The sequence below is a fragment of the Sphingomonas phoenicis genome (genome assembly GCF_047238005.1).
Lineage (GTDB): Bacteria > Pseudomonadota > Alphaproteobacteria > Sphingomonadales > Sphingomonadaceae > Sphingomonas.
In genome coordinates this window covers 695,060-717,453 of the sequence record NZ_JBDFMC010000002.1, presented here as the reverse complement: position 1 = coordinate 717,453, position 22,394 = coordinate 695,060, and the positions used below count along the sequence as shown (strand labels likewise).

29 protein-coding genes and 1 tRNA gene are annotated in these 22,394 nt (G+C 66.5%); 25 read left to right on the top strand and 5 right to left on the bottom strand.

The features are described from left to right. Positions 1–75: 75 nt before the first annotated feature. From ABC319_RS04440 to ABC319_RS04430, 3 genes are all read left to right on the top strand, one after another. Positions 76–417, top strand: a complete 342-nt coding sequence (locus tag ABC319_RS04440; protein ID WP_413071609.1) for a hypothetical protein — start codon at positions 76–78, stop codon at positions 415–417. 42 nt (positions 418–459) lie between these two features. Further along, on the top strand, positions 460–1,680 hold the full coding sequence (locus tag ABC319_RS04435; protein WP_413069072.1) for an AI-2E family transporter: 1,221 nt from the start codon (positions 460–462) through the stop codon (positions 1,678–1,680). Positions 1,681–1,746: 66 nt separating this feature from the next. After that, positions 1,747–1,823, top strand: a tRNA-Asp gene (locus ABC319_RS04430). 81 nt (positions 1,824–1,904) lie between these two features. Here ABC319_RS04430 and ABC319_RS04425 read toward each other — a convergent pair. The 4 genes from ABC319_RS04425 to ABC319_RS04410 form a co-directional block, all read right to left on the bottom strand. Then, positions 1,905–2,132 carry a DUF2842 domain-containing protein gene (locus ABC319_RS04425; RefSeq protein ID WP_413069071.1) on the bottom strand — a complete coding sequence of 76 codons (228 nt, stop codon included), beginning with the start codon at positions 2,130–2,132 and terminating at the stop codon, positions 1,905–1,907. Beyond that, positions 2,129–2,656 carry a 5-formyltetrahydrofolate cyclo-ligase gene (locus ABC319_RS04420; protein WP_413069070.1) on the bottom strand — a complete coding sequence of 176 codons (528 nt, stop codon included), beginning with the start codon at positions 2,654–2,656 and terminating at the stop codon, positions 2,129–2,131. Before ABC319_RS04420 ends, ABC319_RS04425 begins: the two co-directional genes overlap by 4 nt. 186 nt (positions 2,657–2,842) lie before the next feature. After that, positions 2,843–3,148: a cell division protein ZapA gene (locus ABC319_RS04415; RefSeq protein WP_413069069.1), complete on the bottom strand. Its 306-nt coding sequence runs from the start codon at positions 3,146–3,148 to the stop codon at positions 2,843–2,845. Continuing rightward, positions 3,148–3,345 carry a hypothetical protein gene (locus tag ABC319_RS04410; RefSeq protein ID WP_413069068.1) on the bottom strand — a complete coding sequence of 66 codons (198 nt, stop codon included), beginning with the start codon at positions 3,343–3,345 and terminating at the stop codon, positions 3,148–3,150. The genes ABC319_RS04415 and ABC319_RS04410 overlap by 1 nt, the downstream gene beginning before the upstream one ends. 155 nt (positions 3,346–3,500) lie before the next feature. Between ABC319_RS04410 and gap the strand changes: the two genes are divergently transcribed. From gap to ABC319_RS04395, 3 genes are all read left to right on the top strand, one after another. Next, entirely contained in the window at positions 3,501–4,511 is a 1,011-nt protein-coding gene (gene gap / locus ABC319_RS04405; RefSeq protein ID WP_413069067.1) for a type I glyceraldehyde-3-phosphate dehydrogenase, read from the top strand. Positions 4,512–4,642: 131 nt separating this feature from the next. Further along, the gene (locus ABC319_RS04400) at positions 4,643–5,053 is read left to right on the top strand and encodes an MOSC domain-containing protein (RefSeq protein ID WP_413071608.1); all 411 of its coding nucleotides are present in this window, start codon (positions 4,643–4,645) and stop codon (positions 5,051–5,053) included. Further along, positions 5,050–6,240: a phosphoglycerate kinase gene (locus ABC319_RS04395; protein ID WP_413069066.1), complete on the top strand. Its 1,191-nt coding sequence runs from the start codon at positions 5,050–5,052 to the stop codon at positions 6,238–6,240. Before ABC319_RS04400 ends, ABC319_RS04395 begins: the two co-directional genes overlap by 4 nt. A gap of 132 nt (positions 6,241–6,372) precedes the next feature. On the opposite strand, the gene ABC319_RS04390 is transcribed toward ABC319_RS04395, so the two are convergent. Then, positions 6,373–6,894, bottom strand: coding sequence for a TlpA family protein disulfide reductase (locus ABC319_RS04390; protein ID WP_413069065.1), 522 nt, complete (start codon positions 6,892–6,894; stop codon positions 6,373–6,375). A gap of 234 nt (positions 6,895–7,128) precedes the next feature. Between ABC319_RS04390 and ABC319_RS04385 the strand changes: the two genes are divergently transcribed. The 19 genes from ABC319_RS04385 to nuoK all read left to right on the top strand — a co-directional run bounded on the left by ABC319_RS04385 (position 7,129) and on the right by nuoK (position 22,394). After that, positions 7,129–7,365 carry a ribbon-helix-helix protein, CopG family gene (locus ABC319_RS04385; RefSeq protein ID WP_413069064.1) on the top strand — a complete coding sequence of 79 codons (237 nt, stop codon included), beginning with the start codon at positions 7,129–7,131 and terminating at the stop codon, positions 7,363–7,365. Continuing rightward, entirely contained in the window at positions 7,356–7,694 is a 339-nt protein-coding gene (locus ABC319_RS04380; RefSeq protein ID WP_413069063.1) for a type II toxin-antitoxin system PemK/MazF family toxin, read from the top strand. Before ABC319_RS04385 ends, ABC319_RS04380 begins: the two co-directional genes overlap by 10 nt. A gap of 23 nt (positions 7,695–7,717) precedes the next feature. After that, on the top strand, positions 7,718–8,626 hold the full coding sequence (locus tag ABC319_RS04375) for a class I fructose-bisphosphate aldolase (RefSeq protein WP_413069062.1): 909 nt from the start codon (positions 7,718–7,720) through the stop codon (positions 8,624–8,626). Between the two features lie 60 nt (positions 8,627–8,686). Next, positions 8,687–9,367: a thiamine phosphate synthase gene (gene thiE / locus ABC319_RS04370; protein ID WP_413069061.1), complete on the top strand. Its 681-nt coding sequence runs from the start codon at positions 8,687–8,689 to the stop codon at positions 9,365–9,367. Positions 9,368–9,425: 58 nt separating this feature from the next. Next, positions 9,426–10,445: a L,D-transpeptidase family protein gene (locus ABC319_RS04365; RefSeq protein ID WP_413069060.1), complete on the top strand. Its 1,020-nt coding sequence runs from the start codon at positions 9,426–9,428 to the stop codon at positions 10,443–10,445. Positions 10,446–10,449: 4 nt separating this feature from the next. Continuing rightward, complete coding sequence (locus ABC319_RS04360; protein ID WP_413069059.1) at positions 10,450–11,034, top strand: M23 family metallopeptidase; 585 nt, start codon at positions 10,450–10,452, stop codon at positions 11,032–11,034. A 57-nt stretch (positions 11,035–11,091) separates the two neighbouring features. After that, positions 11,092–11,655, top strand: coding sequence for an elongation factor P (gene efp / locus ABC319_RS04355; protein WP_413069058.1), 564 nt, complete (start codon positions 11,092–11,094; stop codon positions 11,653–11,655). 143 nt (positions 11,656–11,798) lie between these two features. Then, complete coding sequence (locus ABC319_RS04350) at positions 11,799–12,611, top strand: inositol monophosphatase family protein (RefSeq protein WP_413069057.1); 813 nt, start codon at positions 11,799–11,801, stop codon at positions 12,609–12,611. Between the two features lie 197 nt (positions 12,612–12,808). Beyond that, a complete protein-coding gene (ndhC, locus tag ABC319_RS04345; protein ID WP_413069056.1) occupies positions 12,809–13,183 on the top strand; it encodes an NADH-quinone oxidoreductase subunit A in 375 nt (124 codons plus the stop codon). A gap of 2 nt (positions 13,184–13,185) precedes the next feature. Then, a complete protein-coding gene (locus tag ABC319_RS04340) occupies positions 13,186–13,740 on the top strand; it encodes a NuoB/complex I 20 kDa subunit family protein (protein ID WP_413069055.1) in 555 nt (184 codons plus the stop codon). Beyond that, a complete protein-coding gene (locus ABC319_RS04335; protein WP_413069054.1) occupies positions 13,737–14,603 on the top strand; it encodes an NADH-quinone oxidoreductase subunit C in 867 nt (288 codons plus the stop codon). Before ABC319_RS04340 ends, ABC319_RS04335 begins: the two co-directional genes overlap by 4 nt. 41 nt (positions 14,604–14,644) lie before the next feature. Then, complete coding sequence (locus ABC319_RS04330) at positions 14,645–15,880, top strand: NADH-quinone oxidoreductase subunit D (RefSeq protein WP_413071607.1); 1,236 nt, start codon at positions 14,645–14,647, stop codon at positions 15,878–15,880. Beyond that, the gene (locus ABC319_RS04325; protein WP_413069053.1) at positions 15,880–16,563 is read left to right on the top strand and encodes a complex I 24 kDa subunit family protein; all 684 of its coding nucleotides are present in this window, start codon (positions 15,880–15,882) and stop codon (positions 16,561–16,563) included. Before ABC319_RS04330 ends, ABC319_RS04325 begins: the two co-directional genes overlap by 1 nt. Further along, entirely contained in the window at positions 16,553–17,854 is a 1,302-nt protein-coding gene (nuoF, locus tag ABC319_RS04320; protein WP_413069052.1) for an NADH-quinone oxidoreductase subunit NuoF, read from the top strand. The genes ABC319_RS04325 and nuoF overlap by 11 nt, the downstream gene beginning before the upstream one ends. Then, positions 17,854–19,848 (top strand): NADH-quinone oxidoreductase subunit NuoG, encoded by a 1,995-nt coding sequence (gene nuoG / locus ABC319_RS04315; RefSeq protein WP_413069051.1) that lies wholly within the window; start codon positions 17,854–17,856, stop codon positions 19,846–19,848. Before nuoF ends, nuoG begins: the two co-directional genes overlap by 1 nt. After that, positions 19,845–20,903 carry an NADH-quinone oxidoreductase subunit NuoH gene (gene nuoH, locus ABC319_RS04310; RefSeq protein ID WP_413069050.1) on the top strand — a complete coding sequence of 353 codons (1,059 nt, stop codon included), beginning with the start codon at positions 19,845–19,847 and terminating at the stop codon, positions 20,901–20,903. Before nuoG ends, nuoH begins: the two co-directional genes overlap by 4 nt. Then, positions 20,900–21,385, top strand: a complete 486-nt coding sequence (gene nuoI / locus ABC319_RS04305) for an NADH-quinone oxidoreductase subunit NuoI (RefSeq protein WP_413069049.1) — start codon at positions 20,900–20,902, stop codon at positions 21,383–21,385. Before nuoH ends, nuoI begins: the two co-directional genes overlap by 4 nt. Positions 21,386–21,430: 45 nt before the next feature. Continuing rightward, on the top strand, positions 21,431–22,042 hold the full coding sequence (locus tag ABC319_RS04300; protein ID WP_413069048.1) for an NADH-quinone oxidoreductase subunit J: 612 nt from the start codon (positions 21,431–21,433) through the stop codon (positions 22,040–22,042). A gap of 46 nt (positions 22,043–22,088) precedes the next feature. Further along, positions 22,089–22,394 carry an NADH-quinone oxidoreductase subunit NuoK gene (gene nuoK, locus ABC319_RS04295; protein WP_413069047.1) on the top strand — a complete coding sequence of 102 codons (306 nt, stop codon included), beginning with the start codon at positions 22,089–22,091 and terminating at the stop codon, positions 22,392–22,394.

The following is a 22,394-nucleotide window of genomic DNA, read 5'->3' as shown; positions in this document are numbered from 1 at the left end:
GGTGAAACGATCCGTTGCCGACATCGTTGTTGCTGCGATGCGGCAAAAACGGCAAAGATGGTCCGGATGACTGACATGATCTCGACGGGCGAACGCACGGCCACGCTGCCGCCACCCTCGCCGGCGATCGTCTTCGAGGCGATCGTGAAGCAACTCGCCGTCGCGGCGACCTATAATCGCGGCGAGGTGACGCTGGCGCCGCACGTCATCTACACGCGCCACGACGAGATCTATGTCGATGCGGTGACGCTGGAGCGCGACGGCAAGCCGCCCAAGGAAGAGAAGATGGGGTCGTTCAAGCTGGCCGGCCTTGCCGGACTGCGCGTCACCCCGCGGCGGTTCGCGCGCAATGCGCTCTACAACCCTGCCGAGAAGCGATATGCCGGCACCGTCCTGATGGCGATCGAGGCCGCCTGATCATCGGTTGCTGCCATGCGGCCGGCCCTCTACGCTGGCGCCATGGTGGACCAAGAAACCCGCACGGTCGATGCGCACGACACGCCCGGCGACAACATCCTGGGCCTGCCGGTCGGGGTGGGGGCGGATGACGCCGTGCGCATCGCATTGCGCCGGGATCGCCTGCTCGCCGCCCTGACACTGACCGCGGGCGCCGGACTGGCATTGGCGCTGCCCTTCGCGCTGAAATCGGGGGCCGAGTTCTTTTTGCCGCTCACCACGGCACTGGTCATCGCGGTGGCGCTGGTGCCGGTGCTGGAATGGCTGGAGCGGCGGCGGGTGCCATCGCCGCTGGCGGCGCTGATCTGCCTCGTCGCGTTCATCGTCGTGGCCAACGTCGCCCTGGCGGCGATCATCGTGCCCGCGACCGACTTCTTCCGACTGCTGCCGACCCGGCTGGACCGGATCCAGCACAACCTCGCCCCGCTGCTCGACCTGTATTCCAACCTCGAGGCCTATGTGAACCGCGCGCTGCGGCAGGTCGCGTCGACGCCGATCAAGCGGCCCAGCACCAGCGCGGTGGCCGCGCCGGGATCGATCCTGGAACTGGCTGCCACCTCTGCCCCGGCCGTGATCGTGCAGGTGCTGTTCGGCATCCTGATCGTCTTCTTCTTCCTGTCGGGCTGGACCCGGCTGCGCCAGCGGACGATCACCGGGCGGACCAGTTTCGACGGCGCGATGGCGACCGCGCGGGTAATCCAGGACGTGGTGGACGACGTGTCCGCCTATCTGGGCACGATCACCGTCATCAACCTGACGCTGGGCGTGGTGACCGGCACCGCGCTGTGGGCGATCGGTATGCCCTATCCGGCGATGTGGGGCGGGATCGTCGCACTGCTGAACTACATTCCCTATTTCGGGCCGGTGATCGGTGCGTTCCTGCTGGGGCTGGGCGGGCTGATGACCTTTTCCGACATCTGGGTCGCGCTGTTGCCGCCGGCGATCATGTACGGGCTCCATCTGGTCGAGGCGAACGCGATCACGCCGCTGATCGTGGGGCACCGGCTGACGATCAGTCCGCTCCTGATCCTGATCTCGCTGAGCTTCTGGGGATGGGTGTGGGGCACGCTGGGCGCGCTGCTGGCGGTGCCGCTCCTCATCATCATCCAGACCGTGCTGGGGGCCGCGGGCAAGCCCGACATCGCGGGCTTCCTGTTCGAGCACGGCACGCTGGTGCAGCAGCAGCGCGGACGGCGCGGGCGGACCCCCGAGACGCCGTCGTGAAAAAAGCGACGAATGGATCGTTGACAGCCCACGGACCCTCGCCTAGTTGGCCGGCCTCGCTTCCAAGCGGGTGTAGCTCAGTTGGTTAGAGCGCCGGCCTGTCACGCCGGAGGTCGCGGGTTCGAGCCCCGTCACTCGCGCCATTTCTCGAGGGGATTGGCGGTCTGCCTGGTCCGCTCCGGCCTTCGAAGCACTCCTCCACCGACAGGCGACGCGCCGTATCGTCATCGCCAGCGGCCGGTCTCCATCCAGCTCAGCAACGGTCGCATCGGCGTGATCCAGACGATGCCGGTCACGAGGTAGAAGGCCAGCTGCAGCACCCAGTGCCAGCCGCCGACGACACCCGACAGGCTGGCGATCATGACCGCCCATATCGCGATCAGCGCCATGATGATGAAGATGCCCGCCGGCTTGCGCCAGCTCGGCCCGTTCTCGGGTGCGTCGGGGGTCATGGCGTGATCCATTCGGTGTCGGTGGCGATGGCGTGGAGCGGAACGTCCCACGGATCGGCGACCAGGGTGTCGACCTCCTGAACGCTCCAGGCGACGCCGACGCGCCACGCGGCGGGATGATCGGCGAAGGCGCGGTCGTAATGCCCGGCACCCTGGCCCAGCCGGTTGCCGCGGCGGTCGAAGCCCAGCAGCGGCGTGAGCACGATGTCGGGCGCGACGGCCGGCGCATCGCCGGCGGGCTGGCGCAGGCCGAAGGGGCCGGCGACCAGCGGCTCCCGCCACTCGACGAAGCGGATCGGGGTCGGGCGGTCGACGACGAAGGGCAGGGCGAGGATGCAGCCGGCTTGCCGTGCCGCGCGGGCGAACAGCGCGGGATCCGCCTCTCCGCCGATCGGCAGATAGCTGGCGACGACCAGACCCGGCAGCAGCCGGTCGACAAAGGCCCGGGGTACCGCCAAGGGTGCGCCGTCGACGGCATCGCGAACGGCGCGCAGGCGGGCGCGGAGCGGCCGCTTGTCGGTCATCGGCGGGGCAGGGGGCGGGTGACGGGACCGCCATGGCCGTGTGCCGGGTTATCCACTGACGCACGGTACGTCAGGTGGGGACCATATACTTGGGACCAGGGTCCTAGCAGGGACAGCCCCCTTTGGATGATGAATAGCCTCAGGGATAATAAAGGCTCGTACCGGGCAGTACCCGTCGCCACCGATCTAGGATGCCGGAGCCGATTGCTCAAGGGCATCGGCCAGGCTTTCGAGCCGGTCGGCGATCCGCTCCAGCGCCGATTCGGCGATCGCCGCCCCCACCGGCGGGCGCGACTCCGCTTCTTCCAGCGCGTCGGCCATCATCAGCGCGACGAACAGCATCGCCCGTTCCGGCTGGCCGGAAGCCGCGCGATCGGCGGCGGCCCAGCGCTGGTCGAGCATCCGGCCGAGCAGCTGCACCCGCGCCTCCTCGCCCGGGCGGCAGGCGACGGTGTGGCCGCGACCGCCGATCTCGATCGTCACCGTCGCCATCAGCGGGTTCCGGTCCGGGCGATCACCTCGTCCAGCGCGGCGACGGCGTCGGCCATCCGCGCCTTCAGCGCGGCATGGCGACGGGCAAGCGCGTCGGCACCCGCGGTGCGCGCGGCGACCGCGGCCTCGATCCGGGCGATCGCCTGCTCGATCCGGTCGACGGCCGGTCTGTCGCTGGCGGGAGGAGTCTCGGTCATCAGTGTCGGATAGGCACGCCGCCCCGGCGCGGCAAGTGGCGCATCGGCACGGCGACGGCGTTTCCCGGCGGTTGACAGGAAGGCGCTCCGCCCCGCAAAGGCCGCACCGTCCCGGCCCCAGCAATCCCGAGGCCGCCAATCATGGAGAGCCAGCGATGACGGTCAAGGTAGCGATCAACGGTTTCGGTCGGATCGGCCGCCTGGTGGCGCGCGCGATGCTGGAGCGGGGCGGTGACGCCCTGGAGCTGGTCGCGATCAACGACCTGGCCGACGCCAAGTCGAACGCCTGGCTGTTCAGCCGCGACAGCGTCCATGGCCGCTGGCCCGGCACCGTCACGGCAGAGGGCAACGACCTGGTCGTCGACGGCAAGCACATCCGCGTGACGGCGGAGCGCGATCCCGCCAACCTGCCGCACCGCGATCTGGGCGTCGATCTGGTGCTGGAATGCACCGGATTCTTCACCGACCGTACGTCGTGCCAGAAGCATATCGATGCGGGCGCGAAGAAGGTGCTGATCTCCGCGCCCGGCAAGGATGTCGACCTGACCGTCGTCTACGGCGTCAACCACGACAAGCTGACGGCGGATCACACGATCGTGTCGAACGCGTCGTGCACCACCAACTGCCTGGCCCCGGTCGCCAAGGTGCTGAACGACTCGATCGGGATCGAGCGCGGCCTGATGACCACGGTCCACGCCTATACCAACGACCAGAAGATCCTCGACCAGATCCACCCCGACCTGCGCCGCGCCCGCGCCGCCGCCATGTCGATGATCCCGACCACCACCGGCGCCGCCCGCGCGGTGGGCGAGGTGCTGCCCGAGCTGAAGGGCCGGTTGGACGGATCGGCGATCCGCGTGCCCGTGCCGGACGGCAGCCTGGTCGACCTGACGTTCACGCCCAAGCGCGACACGACCCGCGACGAGGTCAACGCGATCCTGAAGGCGGCCGCGGAGTCCGGCCCGCTGAAGGGCGTGCTGGAATATACCGACGAGCCGCTGGTCTCGATCGATATCCAGCACACGCCCGCCTCGTCGACCGTCGACAGCCTCGAAACCGCGGTGCTCGATGGCAAGCTGGTCCGCGTCGTCAGCTGGTACGACAACGAGTGGGGTTTCTCGAACCGGATGGTCGACACCGCCACGGCGATGGCGAAGTTCCTGTAATGTCGTCGTCCGTCATGCCGGCGCAGGCCGGCATCTCCTGCGATCGGGGAGACCCCGGCCTGCGCCGGGGTGACGGTATTTCGCAGGGCACGCTCGCCGGCATCGCCCGCCACGCCTTTCCCAAGGCGCCGATGGAAACCGTCACGCATGTCGAGGTGACGGTCGATGGCGGCATCCACGGCGACTATCGCGGTGCGGTGAAGCCGGGTGGCCGCGGGCGGCGGCAGGTGACCCTGATCGAGCGTATCGATTGGGACGCCGCGATGGCCGAGGTCGGCCACAACATCGCCTGGTCCGAACGCCGCGCCAATCTGCTGGTCGACGGGCTGGACCTGCCCAAGACGCCCGGCACCCGCCTGCGCATCGGCGCCGACGTCGTGCTGGAGATCACGCGCGAGACCGATCCGTGCGAGCGCATGGAGGCGATCGCCCCCGGGCTGCGCGCGGCCCTGACCTCCGACTGGCGGGGCGGCGCCTGTACCCGCGTTCTGGCCGGCGGCACCATCGCCATCGGCGACAGCATCAGGATCGAAGACGCATGACCAAGCCATACAAGACGCTGGACGACATGGGCGACGTGCGCGGCAAGCGCGTGCTGGTGCGCGAGGACCTGAACGTGCCGATGGCCGATGGTTCGGTCACCGACGACACCCGCCTGCGCGCCACCGTGCCGACCGTCGCCGAGCTGGCCGATCGCGGCGCGATCGTGCTGGTGCTGGCCCATTTCGGCCGTCCCAAGGGTCAGCCGAGCCCCGAATTCTCGCTCGCGCCGGTGACCCGCCCCTATGCGGAGGTGCTGGGCCGGCCCGTGCGCTACATCGACTGGGAGGGTGTCGACGAGGCGGTCGCGACGCTGCAGCCGGGCGATATCGCCGTGCTGGAGAATACCCGCTTCTTCGGTGGGGAGGAGAAGAACGACCCCGCCGTCGTCGAGCGCTTCGCGCGACTGGGCGATCTCTATGTCAACGACGCCTTCTCGGCCGCGCACCGCGCGCATGCCTCGACCGAGGGGCTTGCGCACCGGCTGCCGGCGTTCGCAGGCCGCGCGATGGAGGCGGAACTGGCCGCGCTGGAAAAGGCGCTGGGCAATCCCGAGCATCCGGTCGCCGCGGTGGTCGGCGGCGCCAAGGTCTCGACCAAGCTCGACGTGCTGAAGCATCTGGTGGCGCGCGTCGATCACCTGATCATCGGCGGCGGCATGGCCAACACGTTCCTGGCGGCGCGCGGCGTCGATGTCGGCAAATCGCTGTGCGAGCACGATCTGACGGACACGGCCGATGCGATCATGGATGCCGCCGACATGGCCGGCTGCACCGTCCACCTGCCCTATGACGTGATCGTCGCAAACGAATTCCGCGCCGATCCGCCGACCCGCACCGTCAACGTGCACGAGGTCGCGGCCGACGAGATGATCCTCGACGTCGGGCCGGCGGCGGTCGAATCGCTGGGCGACGTGCTGAAGAATTGCCGCACGCTGGTGTGGAACGGGCCGATGGGCGCGTTCGAGATGACGCCGTTCGATACCGCCACCGTTGCACTGGCGCGGACGGCGGCGGCCCTGACCAAGGATGGCAGCCTGGTGTCGGTCGCGGGGGGCGGCGACACCGTCGCGGCGTTGAACCATGCCGGGGTGGCAGGCGACTTCACCTTCGTGTCGACCGCCGGCGGCGCGTTTCTGGAATGGATGGAGGGACGCGAGCTGCCCGGTGTCGCCGCGCTGGCGGGATAACCGCCGCCTACGTCTTTACCGTCATCCCGGCCTTGAGCCTTGAGCCGGGATCCCGCTTTCCCTCCTCGCGCAGGGTACGGACGAAGAAAGCGGAACGGGGTGGGATAACGATCAGTAGGAGCCGTCCTGACCTCACCCTGGCTGATATTCCTCCTTCAGCAGCGGCACGATCAGCGCCTTCAGATCCTCCGCCTCCAGTGCCTGCGCCTTGGCATGGCGAACGATGCCATATCGGTCGATGATGTAATTGGTCGGGACGGCCTCGACGTCGACCGGCATGCCCTTCACCCGGCGGACCGAGGGAATGGCCAGCACCGCGAACAGCGGCTTCAGCCGGTACAACGGCAGCGAACTCTCGGTGGTGATCGCGAACGCCCGCAGCCCGAACGGCTTCAGCTTGCGATAGAAGCCGTCGAGCAGCGGCAGCTCGCGCTTGCAGGGGCCGCACCACGTCGCCCAGAAATTCAGGACCACCACCTCGCCCTTCAGGTCGGCGAGACGGACCTTGCTGCCGTCGACCAGCGTGAGCTCGACATCGGGGGCCGGCTGGCCGACCCGCATGTCGCCCGCCATCGCGGGCAGCGGCGCGGCGGCCACGGCCAGCGCAATCATCAGCAGCGAACGCTTCATCGTCTCCGGATCCCCCGCGATCATGCTGTGCGCCCTGCACAGAGCGGTCAAGCGCTGTCCTACGTGCCCGCCGACACGCTATGGTGCGGGATCATGCCGCACGTGGATCAAACAGGTAAGCTTCACTGTCTAAACATTCCCGTTCACCACCGGGCGCCAGACGCACGCATCCCTAAACTTCCTCAACATTCGCGCGTCGAACAGCGGTTGCCGCGATCGTTCCGCGTCGCTATGTTAAACACGTTAAACGGAGGTGGAATGCTCGGCGTAAGGCTCGATTCGGAACTGGAGGAGCGCCTCGCCGCCGTTGCGCGCACCCAGGGCCGCAGCAAGAGCGACATCGCGCGCGAGGCGGTGCGCCGCTACGTCGACCTGCATGACGAGGCGTTCCGGCGCGAGGCGCGGCGCCAGTCGTTGCGCGCTTCCCGCCGCGATGTCGCGGCGGATTACGCCTTCTGGGAGACGATCGAGCACGAGGATGCGGCATGGAGATAGCCCATGGCGCCATCGTGCTGGTCGCGCCGCCCACCGGTGAGCCATCCACCGGCGACGGTCGCGCCTGCGTCGTCGTGCAGGCCGACCTCTTCAACGAGGCGCATGCCACCATCACCCTGTGCCCGCTGACGAACGTGGTGGGCGGCGAGGCGCTGTTCCGCGTCGCCATCTCTCCGCAGGAACATACCGGCCTGACCATCGAGTGCGAGGTTCAGGTCGATCGCATCACCTCGATCCGGCGCGATCGCATCACCCGCGTCATCGGTCACGCCTCCGCCACGCGGATGGAGCAGATCGACCAGGCGCTGCGTCGCTGGCTAGCACTTTGACCATCATGCCACAGGAAACGACCATGACACCGATCGTGAAGACCATCCTCGACAAGTATGAAGCGACCAGCCCGGCGGTGAAGGCGAACCTCGCCCGCATCCTGATGCACGGCCGTCTGGGCGGCACCGGCAAGCTGGTGATCCTGCCGGTCGATCAGGGGTTCGAACACGGACCGGCGCGCAGCTTCGCGATCAATCCGCCGGCGTACGATCCACACTATCACTACCAGCTGGCGATCGATGCCGGCCTGTCCGCCTTCGCCGCGCCGCTCGGCATGCTGGAGGCCGGGGCCGACACCTTCGCCGGGCAGATCCCGACCATCCTGAAGGTCAACAGCTCGAACAACTGGGCGACCTCGATCACCCAGGCGCAGACCGGCAGTGTCGAGGATGCGCTGCGATTGGGCTGCGCCGCGATCGGCTTCACCATCTATCCCGGCTCCGACGGCATCTTCGACGCGATGGAGCAAATCCGCGCCCTGCGCGAGGAGGCGGCCGCGGCCGGGCTGGCGACGGTGATCTGGAGCTATCCGCGCGGGGGCGACCTGTCGAAGGACGGCGAACTGGCGCTGGATGTCGGCGCCTATGCCGCGCACATGGCCGCGCTGCTCGGCGCGCACATCATCAAGGTGAAGCTGCCGACCGCCCATATCGAGCAGAAGGATGCGCAGAAGGCATATGAGGGCACCGACTGGTCGAGCCAGGCCGACCGCGTGAAGCACGTCGTCCAGTCCTGCTTCGCCGGACGCCGGATCGTCGTCTTCTCGGGCGGCGCCGCCAAGGGGTCGGACGCGGTCTACCAGGATGCGCGCGACATCCGGGCCGGCGGCGGCAACGGCTCGATCATCGGGCGCAACACCTTCCAGCGCCCGCGCGACGAGGCGATCGCGATGCTCGACCGGATCGTGTCGATCTACCAGGGCGGCGAGTGAGGATGCCGGATCGGCGGAGCGGGCGTGACCCGCACCGCCGATCCGGATAGAGGCGCGGACATGGACATCATCGATCCGCTGGGGCCGCTCGACCCCGACTTCGCCGCCTCGTTCCGCCGCGACGACCGCCGCCCGCCCTGCCAGCTCTATCTGGTGTCGCCGCTGGACGTGACCGGCGGCTTCGCCGGCCGGCTGGCGCGGGCGCTCGACGCGGGGCCGGTCGCGGCGTTCCAGTTCCGGGTGAAGGATGTCGACCAGCACGAGGCGGCCCGCCTGGCCGAACCGCTGCAGCGGATCTGCGCCGACCGCGAGGTGGCGTTCATCGTCAACGACTCGATCGCGCTCGCCAAGCGGCTGGGCGCCGACGGCGTCCATCTGGGCCAGGAAGACGGCGACCCGCGCGAGGCGCGCGCGGAACTCGGGCCCGCCGCGCAGATCGGCGTGACCTGCCACGACAGCCGGCACCTGGCGATGGAAGCGGGCGAGGCGGGGGCGGACTATGTCGCGTTCGGCAGCTTCCACCCGACCACGACCAAGGAGGTGCGGCATCGCCCCGAGCCGGTGATCCTGTCGTGGTGGGCCGCGCTGTTCGAGATCCCGTCGGTGGCGATCGGCGGCATCACCCCCGCCAACGCCGCGCCGCTGGTGGCGGCTGGCGCCGACTTCATCGCCGCGTCGGGCGCGGTGTGGAACGGCGACGAGGCGGCGGCGGTGAAGGCATTTGCCGACCTGCTGGGATGACGGACCCTCTCTCCCGGTCGAGGCGTTGTTCCGGCACCGTAAGGAGGAGAGTATCCCTGTGTTGCGTTCCCTGATCGTCGGCGCCCTGGCTGCGACCGTCGTCGTCCCCGTCCTTGCCCGCGCGCCGGCCTCGCCGGTCGCCTCGCGATCTTCCCGGCCGGCGCTCGACCCGGGCGTGCTCCGGATGCAGGTGGTGCTCGACAAGCTGGGGTTCGGCCCCGGTGTGCTGGACGGGCGTGGCGGCGAGTCGCTCGTCAACGCGCTGAAGGGATTTCAGGAGAGCCGCGGGCTGCCGGTCACGGGTCGGCCCGACGCGGCGACGGTACGGGCGCTGGGGGCGGCCGGATCGATGCAGCCGACGATGACGGTGACGCTGGATGCCGGCGCCATGCGCGGCCCCTATGTCAATCCGATGCCCAAGGATTACGCCGAGCAGGCCAAGCTCGACAGCATGGCCTATGCCCGGCCGCTCGAGAAGCTGGCGGAGCGGTTCCACACGACGCCGGCCGTGCTGGTCGAGCTGAACCCCGGCGTCGCGCAGATCGGCGTCGGCAGCAAGATCGTCGTGCCGAACACCTTCCCCCGCTCGCGCGCCTATCCTTCCGACTCCACGCCAGAGTGGCGCGCCACGCTGGCATCGCTGAACGTCGAGGCGCAGGTGCCGCAGGCGGCCAAGGTGGTCGTCGATAAGTCGGACGGCGTCCTGCGGCTGATCGATGGCGAGGGCCGCTTGATCGGGCAGTATACCGCGACGATGGGATCGTCGCGCGACCCGCTGCCACTGGGCAACTGGAAGGTGCTGCACGTCTCGCCAAATCCCGACTGGAAGATGAATCCGGCCATCCTGAAGGGTGTCGACGACAGCAAGAAGGCGCAGATCATCCCGCCAGGGCCCAACAATCCGGTGGGCGTGGTCTGGATCGACCTGAGCAAGGAGCATTACGGCATCCACGGCACCGGATCGCCGGACCAGATCGGGCGGGCCGAATCGAACGGCTGCGTGCGCCTGACCAACTGGGACGCGGCACGCGTGGCGCTGATGGTGAAGGGCGGCACGCCGGTGATCTTCCAGGCCTGACACGATGAGCCGGATCGGGTGGATCTTTCTGGCACTTGTCGTCCTGGCGGCGGTCGTGTTCGGATCGATGCTGTCGTTCGGCTCATCGGACCAGCCTCAATCACGTTCGTCGATCGCCGCGGCTATACCTGACACGGACCACGGGGGCCTGCTGCAGGTTCCCGTCGCAGGCGTCGGGCGTTCGGCGATCAGCGGCAGCTGGGGCGACGCGCGGGACGGCGGTGACCGGCCGCACCACGGCACCGACATCATGGCGCCTGGCGGTACCCCGGTCCTCGCCGCAGCGCCGGGTCGCGTCGAAAAGTTGTTCTTCAGCGATGCCGGGGGGATCACCGCCTATGTCCGTTCCCCCAATGGTCGATGGAGCTATTACTACGCCCACCTTGCCGGCTACGCACCCGGCCTGGCAGAGGGGCAGGTGGTGCGGGCCGGCGACAGGATCGGCTTCGTCGGCGATACCGGCAATGCGGGGGCGGGCAACACGCACCTGCATTTCGGTGTGTCGCGGATGGTGCCGGGCGATCGCTGGTCCGACGGTGAGCCGATCGATCCCTACCCGCTGCTTGCCGGACGCGCCGCGGATCGCTAGATCGCCGGGCATCGGAGCCGGCGAGGCTCCCAGGCTCTTTCCAGCAGGGTTCTCCCCATGAAGATCAGCGGCGTGGACATCCGTCCCGGCAACATCATCGAGTATGAAGGCGGCATCTGGCGGGCCGTGAAGATCCAGCACACGCAGCCCGGCAAGGGCGGTGCGTACATGCAGGTCGAGATGAAGAACCTGATCGACGGGCGCAAGAACAACGTTCGTTTCCGCTCCGCCGAGACGGTGGAGCGCGTGCGGCTGGATACCAAGGACTTCCAGTTCCTGTTCAAGGACGGCGAGCAGCTGACCTTCATGGACAAGGACAATTACGAGCAGATCACGCTCGACGCCGGGATCCTCGGCGACGCCGCCGCCTTCCTGCAGGATGGCATGGATGTCGTGCTCGAACTGTATGACGAGCGGCCGATCTCGGTCGAGTTGCCGAGCACGATCGAGGCGATGATCGTCGAGGCGGACGCGGTGGTTAAGGGGCAGACCGCCTCGTCCAGCTACAAGCCCGCGATCCTCGACAACGGCGTGCGCGTGATGGTGCCCCCGCATATCGGGGCGGGGACGCGGATCGTCGTCGATGTGTACGAGCAAACATACGTGCGGCGCGCGGACTGAGACGGACAGCGTAGCGATCCGCACAGGCCGTCGCCCGGCCCGCGACTGACACGGCCCGACCGACGACGCGGGCCTTGTTCGCGGTACCTGGCGGTGCACTCACCCCAACCCCTCCCCTTGTGGTGAGGGGAGGAGCTTATCCAATGCCCAGCCATTCCGGCCTCTTCACCGTCATCGAGCGTGCCGCCCGCAAGGCGGGTCCGCGATTGCGGCGCGACTTCAACGAGGTCCAGCACCTTCAGGTAAGCCGCAAGGGGCCGGCCGATTTCGTCACCATCGCCGACCAGCGTGCCGAGCAGACCCTGTACGAGGAACTGTCGCGTGCCCGGCCCGACTGGGGCTTCCTGATGGAGGAGCGGGGTGAGGTCGCCGGCGATCCGGACAAGCCACGCTTCATCATCGATCCGCTGGATGGGACATCGAACTTCCTTCACGGCATCCCGCATTTCTGCATCTCGATCGCGGTCGAGGAGCCGATGCCGAACGGGAAGCGCGAGATCACGACGGCACTGGTATACCAGCCGATGACGGACGAGAGTTTCTGGGCGGAGAAGGGCAGGGGTGCATGGCATACCGATCAGCGGCTGCGCGTATCCGGCCGGCGTGACCTGTCGGAGGCGCTGATCGCCACCGGCATCCCGTTTCTGGGCCACGGGGATTTTGCGGAGTGGAGCCGCATCTTCGGGGCGGTCGCTCCGGAAGTCGCGGGCATCCGCCGGTTCGGTGCGGCGGCGCTGGACCTCGCGTGGGTGGCGGCCGGCCGCTTCGACGGTTTCTGGGAAAGCGGGTTGAAGCCCTGGGACGTCGCTGCCGGCATGCTGCTGGTCAAGGAGGCGGGCGGCTTCGTCACCGATTATCGCGGCGGCGACCGGCCGATGGAGCGCAACGAGTTCCTGGCGGCCAACGATGGCCTGCACTCCAAGCTGCACAAGCTGGTGGCCGGAGCATTGCGGTAAGGGCAGCCTGTCCCGATGGCCGGTTCGGGCTGGGCTCGTGCCATCGGTCGCCCGGACGAAAGAAGACCCACCCGGCGCCAGCATCGGCGGGAGAGTACGCTGCCAGTTGCGAGTTATTCTCACCGCCTCAGAACCTTGCCCGTTGAGGGTCACAGGCCTAAAGCGTCCCCCATCCGTTCGCACCTGCGAGAAAGCCTTTGGTCGATCTGTCGCAATACCTGCCGATCCTGCTGTTTCTCGGGGTCGCGCTCATCCTTTCGTCGGCGTTCGTGTTCCTGCCGATGGCGGTCGGTCGTTTGACCGGCAGTCACAAGCCGAACGAGCAGAAGCTGTCGGAATATGAGTGCGGCTTTCCCGCGTTCGAGGATCCGCGCAGCCAGTACGACGTGCGTTTCTATCTGGTCGCCATCCTGTTCATCGTCTTCGATCTGGAGGCGGCGTTCATCTTTCCATGGGCGGTCAGTGTTTTCTCGATCGGCTGGAGCGCATGGATCGGAATGATGATCTTCATCGGCGAACTGGCCCTAGGCCTCGCCTATGCGTGGAAGAAGGGAGCGTTGGATTGGGAGTAGAAATGCACTCCGGTCCCGTCGAGCTCGACCGGTCCGCCGGTGCCAGTTCGCTGGTGCCGCCCGACCAGGGCTTTTTCGACAGCCTGAACGGCGAGCTGACCGACAAGGGCTTCCTGGTCACCTCGACCGAGGATCTGTTCCAGTGGGCGCGTACCGGCTCGCTATGGTGGATGACGTTCGGACTGGCCTGTTGCGCGGTCGAGATGATCCACGTCAACATGCCGCGTTATGACCTGGAGCGGTTCGGTGCGGCGCCCCGTGCATCGCCGCGCCAGTCCGACGTGATGATCGTTGCCGGCACGTTGTGCAACAAGATGGCACCGGCGCTGCGCCGGGTATACGACCAGATGTCGGAGCCGAAATACGTCATCTCGATGGGTAGCTGCGCCAATGGCGGCGGCTATTACCATTACAGCTATTCGGTGGTTCGGGGCTGCGACCGTGTGGTGCCGGTGGACATCTATGTCCCCGGTTGTCCGCCGACGGCGGAGGCGCTGCTGTACGGGATCATGCAGTTGCAGCGGAAGATCCGCCGTAGCGGGAGCATCGAACGGTGAGGGCGCCGGCACCCGCCTGGGCATCGAACCTGAACGAGGCGACGATCGACGCTGCGCGCGACGCGATCGGCGCGGCGTTGCTGGATGCATGCGAGCGGGTCGGCGAGGTCCAGCTCCACGTCCATCGCAGCGGCATCGTCGGTGCGCTCGCCGCGCTGCGCGACACCCCGGGTCTGGAATATCAGCAGTTGATGGAAATCGCCGGCGTCGATTACCCGCAGCGGACGGAGCGATTCGACGTCGTCTACAATTTGTTGTCGCTGACGCGTAATCACCGCATCCAGGTACATGTCGCCACCGACGAGGCTCATCCGGTTCCGTCGGTAACGGGTCTCTGGCCGGTGGCGGGATGGCTGGAGCGCGAGGTCTACGACCTGTACGGCGTGCTGTTCGACGGCAATATGGATCTGCGCCGTATCCTGACCGATTACGGCTTTCGCGGCCATCCGCTGCGCAAGGATTTCCCGATGACGGGCTATACCGAGCTTCGCTACTCCGAGGAGGAGAAGCGGGTGGTATACGAGCCGGTCAGTCTGGCGCAGGATTTCCGTACCTTCGACTTCCTGTCGCCATGGGAGGGGGGCGAGTACGTCCTTCCCGGCGACGAGAAGGCGCCCGAGGCCGCAAAGGCCAAGCTGCCGCAGGAGAAGGGCGCGCAGACCCCGGTCAGTGCCGATGCCGTCCAGAAGGCCGGCGCGGCGGAGAGCGGCAAGGATACGCCCAAGGCGTCGAGCGAGCCCTATGCCAAGGCGACGGCAGAGAGCACGGCTGATACCGGTAAGGGAGCGAACGAAACGGATGCCACGCCCAAACCCGGCCATCCCGACGTAACTCCCTCGAAGGACGGAGGGCAGAACCAGTGAGCGATCACGACGCACCCACCATGGCACCCGCGACGACGGAGATGGATCCGTATGTCGGCGAAGTGCTTGGCATCGAGACCCCGTCGCACCCGACCGAGGGCGACGTCACGATCCAAAACTACACGATCAACTTCGGTCCCCAGCATCCGGCCGCACACGGCGTGCTGCGGCTGGTGATGGAACTGGACGGCGAGATCGTCGAGCGGATCGATCCGCATGTCGGCCTGCTCCATCGCGGCACCGAGAAGCTGATCGAGTACAAGACGTACATGCAGGCGATCCCCTATTTCGATCGCCTCGATTACTGCTCGCCGATGTGCATGGAGCACACCTTCGTGCTGGCCATCGAGAAGCTGCTGGATCTGGAAGTGCCGATCCGTGCGCAGTACCTGCGTGTATTTTTCGCCGAGCTGACCCGCATCTCCAATCACATGCTGAACCTGGGCAGCCATGTGATGGACGTCGGCGCGATGACGCCGAACCTGTGGCTGTTCGAGATTCGCGAGGATTGCTACAATTTCCTCGAACGCGCGACGGGCGCGCGGATGCACCACAACTATATCCGGCCGGGCGGCGTCCATCAGGACGTGCCCTTGAAGTTGTTGACCGATATCGCCGACTGGCTCGACACCCGCCTGCCGCGCCTGTTCGAGGATGCGATCAGCCTGGTCGCCGACAACCGCATCTTCAAGCAGCGGAACGTCGATATCGCCACGGTCAGCCGCGACGATGCGATCGCCTGGGGCTTTTCGGGACCGATGATCCGCGCTGCGGGCATTCCTTGGGACCTGCGCAAGCAGCAGCCGTACGATGCCTATGCCAGGATGGATTTCGAGGTTCCGGTCGGTACCCGCGGTGACTGCTATGATCGGTTCATGGTGCGCGTCGAGGAGGTTCGCCAGTCAGCGCGCATCATGAAACAGTGCCTGGCCGATATGCCCGAAGGACCGATCGCGTCGGACGATCGCAAGGTTGTGCCGCCGAAGCGCAGCGACATGAAGCGTTCGATGGAAGCGCTGATCCACCACTTCAAGCTGTATACCGAGGGCTTTCACGTGCCGGCCGGTGAGGTGTATGTCGCGACCGAGAGCCCGAAGGGCGAGTTCGGCGTGTATCTGGTGTCCGACGGAACCAACAAGCCGTATCGCTGCAAGATCCGGCCTACCGCCTTCTCGCATCTGCAGGCGATGGATTTCATGAGCCGCGGGCATATGCTGGCGGATACGACCGCGATCCTGGGTTCGATGGACATCGTTTTTGGTGAGTGTGACCGCTGATGGCCGACGCCGTTCATATTCCTGATGAAGCCGAAACCCGTGCGCGCTGGGGCGGGTTCGCGTGGACCGACGAGAATGCCGAAAAGGCGAAGGTCGTGCTGGGCCGCTATCCGGCGGGGCGCGAGCAGTCGGCGTCGATCCCGCTGCTCGATCTGGCGCAACGCCAGGTCGGAGCGGAAACCCATACGCAGGGCTGGCTGCCGGTACCGGTGATCGAGTTCGTCGCGCGCGTGATCGGCGTACCGTACATGCGCGTGTACGAGGTCGCGACCTTCTACACGATGTTCAACCTGGCGCCCGTTGGCCGCTATCACGTCCAGGTTTGTGGAACGACGCCGTGCATGCTGGCAGGCAGCGACGATGTGCTGGCCGCGTGCAAGAACCGCGGACTGGTGAAGGGCGGGACGACGCCGGACGGGCTGTTCACGCTGACCGAGGTCGAGTGCCTGGGCACCTGTGCCAACGCGCCGATGGTCCAGATCAACGACGACAACTACGAAGACCTCGATTACGACCGGACGGTCGCGGTGCTGGAGGCGCTCGCCCGGGGCGACGCGCCGGCGCCCGGATCGACGATCGGCCGGCGCGCGAGTTGTCCGGAGGGTGGCCCCACCACGCTGAAGGCGATGGTCGACGCCAATCATGACTATCGCGAGCAGTGGGGAACGGCTCATGCTGGCTGACAAGGATCGCATCTTCACCAACGTCTATGGTTTCCAGCCCTGGACGTTGCAGGCAGCGCGCGCGCGCGGCGACTGGGACAATACCAAGGCGCTGCTGGAGCTTGGCAACGACAAGATCATCGACATCGTGAAGGCGTCGGGCCTGCGCGGCCGTGGCGGCGCCGGCTTCCCGACGGGGACCAAATGGTCGTTCATGCCCAAGGAGCCGAAGGCCGATCGGCCGAACTTCCTGGTCATCAACGCCGACGAGTCCGAGCCCGGATCGTGCAAGGACCGCGAGATCATCCGCCACGATCCGCACAAGCTGATCGAAGGCGCGCTGGTCGCCGGGTTCGCGATGCGGGCGCGGGCCGCCTACATCTACATCCGCGGCGAATATATCCGCGAGGCGGAGACGCTGTTCGCGGCGGTGGCGGAGGCTTATGAGGCCGGGCTGGTCGGCAAGAACGCCTGCGGCTCCGGCTACGACTTCGACGTGTTCGTTCACCGCGGCGCCGGTGCCTATATCTGCGGCGAAGAGACCGCGATGCTCGAGAGCCTGGAGGGCAAGAAGGGGCAGCCGCGGCTGAAGCCGCCCTTCCCGGCGGGCGCTGGCCTGTACGGTTGCCCGACGACGGTCAACAACGTCGAATCGATCGCGGTCGCGCCGACGATCCTGCGGCGCGGGGCCGACTGGTTCTCCAGCTTCGGGGCGGAGAATAATCGCGGGACCAAGCTGTTCCAGATCAGTGGCCATGTGAACAAGCCCTGCGTGGTCGAGGAAGCGATGAGCATTCCCTTCCGCCAGCTGATCGAGGAGCATTGCGGGGGCATCCGCGGTGGTTGGGACAATCTGCTCGCGGTCATCCCGGGCGGATCGTCGGTGCCGCTGGTGCCGGCGGCGCAGATCATGGACGCGCCGATGGATTTCGACGGGTTGAAGGCGGTCGGATCGGGGCTGGGCACGGCGGCGATCATCGTCATGGACAAGTCCACCGACATCGTCCGCGCGATCAGTCGCATCTCCTACTTCTACAAGCACGAGAGCTGCGGCCAGTGCACGCCATGCCGCGAGGGCACCGGCTGGATGTGGCGGGTGATGGAGCGGCTGCGCACCGGCGATGCCGACCTGTCAGAGATCGATATGCTGCAGCAGGTGACCAAGCAGGTCGAGGGACACTCGATCTGCGCGTTGGGTGACGCGGCGGCATGGCCGATTCAGGGCCTCATCAAGCATTTCCGGCCCGAGCTGGAGCGCCGGATCAACGAGCGCGGGGGCGACCTCGCGCCGATGCAGGAAGCGGCAGAGTAATGCCCAAGCTGAAAGTAGACGGGATCGAAGTCGAGGTGCCGGCCGGCGCCACGGTGCTGCAGGCATGCGAAGCGGCGGGCAAGGAAATCCCGCGCTTCTGCTATCACGAGCGGCTGTCGATCGCCGGCAATTGCCGCATGTGCCTCGTCGAGGTGAAGCCCGGACCGCCCAAGCCGCAGGCGTCGTGCGCGCTGCCCGCAGCCGACAATCAGGAGGTCTTCACCACCACGCCGATGGTGAAGAATGCCCGCGAGGGCATCATGGAATTCCTCCTGATCAATCACCCGCTCGACTGCCCGATCTGCGATCAGGGCGGCGAGTGCGACCTGCAGGATCAATCGGTCGCCTATGGCCGCGGCCAGAGCCGGTTCGGCGAGAACAAGCGGGCGGTGACCGAGAAGTACATGGGTCCGATCGTCAAGACGATCATGACCCGCTGCATCCAGTGCACCCGTTGCATCCGTTTCGCCGAGGAAGTTGCGGGCGTGGAGGAGATCGGCGCGATCTATCGCGGCGAGAACATGCAGATCACCTCCTATCTGGAGGAGGCCGTCACCAGCGAGCTGAGCGGCAACGTCGTCGATCTCTGCCCGGTGGGAGCCCTGACGTCGAAGCCCTATGCGTATGAGGCTCGCCCGTGGGAGCTGCGCCGCACGCTGACCATCGACGTGATGGACGCGGTAGGCACCAATATTCGCCTGGATAGCCGTGGACGCCAAGTCCTGCGTTGCGTGCCATGGATCAACGAGGACGTGAACGAGGAGTGGGCGTCGGACAAGACGCGCCACGCGATCGACGGCCTGGTTCGTCGTCGGCTCGACCAGCCATTCGTGCGGGTCAACGGCAAGCTCCAGCCGGCAAGCTGGGACGAGGCATTTGCGGCGATCGCTGCCATCGATCACGGCGGCAGCGTTGCGGCCGTGGCCGGTGATCTGATCGATTGCGAGACGATGTATGCGGCCAAGGTGCTGCTGCGCGGGCTGGGATCGACGCTGCTCGAGGGGCGGCAGACGGGCATGGACTATGATACGTCCAGCATGGCTGCGGTGAACTTCAACACGACGATCGCCGGCACCGAGGAGGCGGACGCGATCCTGCTGGTCGGCACCAACCTGCGCTGGGAAGCGCCGCTGGTGAACACCCGCATCCGCAAGGCCATCAAGCGCGGTGCCAAGGTATTCGCGATCGGGCCGGAAACCGACCTGACCTACAAGGCGCAGTGGCTGGGTTCTGACCTGAAGCTGCTGGGCGATCTGCCCGAGGCAGTGTTGAAGACCTTTGCCGAGGCGAAGCGGCCGATGGTCATCGTCGGTGGCGGCGCGCTGAAGAACGGCCATGGGCCGAGCCTGAAGCTCGTCGAGACGCTCGGCCTTATCAAGGATGGCTGGAACGGCTTCAACGTCCTTCATATGGCGGCAAGCCGGATGGGCGGCCTGATGCTCGGTTACGCGCAGAAGGGCGGTATCGCCGATCTGACGAACGCGAAGCTCGCCTTCTTCCTGGGCGCGGACGAAGTCGACTTCACGCAATTCTCCGGCTTCAAGGTCTTCATCGGCCATCATGGCGACAAGGGTGCGGCGGCCGCGGATGTCGTGCTGCCCGGCGCCAGCTATGCCGAGAAGTCGGGCACATGGGTCAACCTCGAAGGTCGCGTCCAGCGGGGCGAGCGGGCGGTGTTCCCGCCGGGCGATGCACGGGAGGACTGGAGCATCCTTCGCGCCCTGTCCGAGACGATGCGGGCCACGCTGCCGTTCGACAGCTTCGCCGGCTTGCGCGAAGCCATGTTCACCGACGTGCCGGCGCTGCGCGAGCAGGAGCTGGTCGCATTCGAGTGGAACCCGCCGGCGCTCGACGTCGCGGCGGGTGGAGAACTGGAGGGTTATCCCATCAAGGACTTCTACCTTACCAATGCGATCTGCCGGGCGAGCCCGACGATGCAGCGCTGCTCGGCCGAACTCGTCCATGGTGAGAGCTTCGCGGAGGCCGCAGAGTGACCGCGTTCTTCAACACCACTGTCGGCCTGTCGTACGACTGGGCATGGTTCGTCGCCACGATCATCGGTATTCTCGCCATCGCGCTGCCGCTGATGCTGGCCGTGGCGATGACGATCTACGCCGATCGCAAGATCTGGGCGGCGATGGCGCTGCGTCGCGGGCCGAACGTGGTCGGCCCGTTCGGATTGCTTCAGTCGTTCGCTGACGGCCTGAAGGTCTTCCTTCAGGAAACGATCATCCCCGCCGCGGCGAACCGCGGACTCTTCCTGCTCGCACCGATCATCACCTTTACGGTCGCACTGATCGTGTGGGCGGTCGTGCCGTTCCAGGCGGGCGTCGTGCTGGCCGACATCAACGTTGGATTGCTGTACGTTCTCGCGGCATCGTCGCTGGGTGTGTACGGCGTCATCCTGTCCGGCTGGGCGTCGAACTCGAAATATCCTTTCTACTCCGCGCTCCGCGCGGCGGCGCAGATGGTCAGTTACGAAGTCGCGATCGGCTTCGTTCTGATCTCGGTGGTGTTGTGGGCAGGGAGCTTCAATCTCTCGACGATCGTGCTCGCGCAACGGGCGGTATGGCCGATCATCCCGGTCAACGGCTTCGGGTTCAATCCGCTGCTGTTTCCGATGGCGGTGGTATTCCTGATCTCGGCGCTGGCAGAGACGCAGCGTCCCCCGTTCGACCTGACCGAGGCGGAATCGGAACTGGTCGCCGGGTACCAGACCGAATATTCGTCGATGAGCTTCGCGCTGTTCTGGCTGGGCGAATATGCCAACGTCCTCCTCATGTGCGCATTGAACGCGACACTGTTCTGGGGTGGGTGGCTGCCACCGGTCGATTGGGCGCCGCTGTACGCGATACCGGGCATCGTCTGGCTGTTCGCCAAGATCATGTTCTTCTTCTTCGTATTCAGCTGGATCAAGGCCACGGTGCCGCGCTACCGCTACGACCAGCTGATGCGGTTGGGCTGGAAGGTGTTCCTGCCGCTGTCCCTGTTCTGGGTATTCCTTGTTTCCGGCGTCCTGATGTGGATGCGCGTGGGAGTTGGCGCATGAGTATCGCGCAGTACGTCAAGGCGTTCACCTTGTGGGAGTTCGTGAAGGCGCATGCCCTCACGCTGCGCTACTTCTTCAAGGCGAAGGCGACGATCAACTACCCGTTCGAGCGCAACCCGGTCAGCCCGCGGTTCCGCGGCGAGCATGCTCTCCGCCGTTACCCCAATGGTGAAGAGCGGTGCATCGCGTGCAAGCTGTGCGAGGCGGTGTGCCCCGCGCAGGCGATCACGATCGAGGCGGAGCCGCGCGACGATGGCAGCCGCCGCACGACGCGCTACGACATCGATATGACGAAGTGCATCTATTGCGGTCTTTGTCAGGAGGCGTGCCCGGTGGACGCGATCGTCGAGGGGCCAAACTACGAATTCTCGACCGAAACCCGCGAGGAGCTGATCTACGACAAGGCCAAGCTGCTCGATAACGGTGACCGATGGGAGCGGACGATCGCGGCGAACCTTGCCGCCGATGCGCCGTACCGTTAATGCGCGCCGACTTCGTCAATACGCAAGGCAAGGGGGCCTGACCGCGTGATCCAGGCAATCGCCTTCTACCTGTTCGCTGCCGTCATGGTGCTGTCGGGGGCGCTGACGATATCGTCGCGCAATCCGGTCCATTCGGTGATGTGGCTGATCCTGGCGTTCTTCAACGCGGCCGGACTGATGGTGCTGGTCGGCGCCGAGTTCATCGCGATGCTGCTCGTCATCGTCTATGTCGGCGCTGTCGCGGTCCTTTTCCTGTTCGTCGTCATGATGATGGATATCGATTTCGCGCAATTGCGTACCGAGGTCGTCCGCTATGCGGCGATCGGCCTTGGGCTCGGCGGGTTGCTCGCGGTCGAGGTGATGATCGCGGCGTTCGCGTGGAGAGAGGGCAAGTTCGATCTCGGCCGGCGCGCCGCGCCGATCGACGCGACCGTTCCGAACATCCAGGCGCTGGGGCAGTTGCTCTACTCGCGCTATCTGTTCCTGTTCGAGGCGGCCGGGTTCGTGCTGCTGGTGGCGATGATCGGGGCGATCGTACTGACCCATCGGGAGCGCTCGGGCACGCGGCCGCAGAACGTGTCGCGTCAGGTGGCGCGCCGCCCGCAGGATGCGACCCGCAACGTCAAGCCGGCGATCGGCCAGGGGGTGGAGCTGTGATCCTTTGCCAGGCTCGGAGAACGCGGATCAGCGGAGTTCTACGCACGTGATTGGATTGATCCACTATCTGGTCGTGTCCGCGATCCTGTTCACAATGGGCACCGCGGGCATCTTCCTCAACCGCAAGAACCTGATCGTCATCCTGATGGCGATCGAGCTGATCCTGCTGTCGGTGAACATCAACCTCGTCGCCTTCTCTGCCTATCTGGGCGACCTGGTCGGGCAGGTATTCGCGATGTTCGTGCTGACCGTGGCGGCCGGCGAAGCGGCGATCGGGCTCGCGATCCTCGTGATCTATTATCGTGGCCGCGGCACTATCGCGACCGACGACGTCAACCGGATGAAGGGGTAA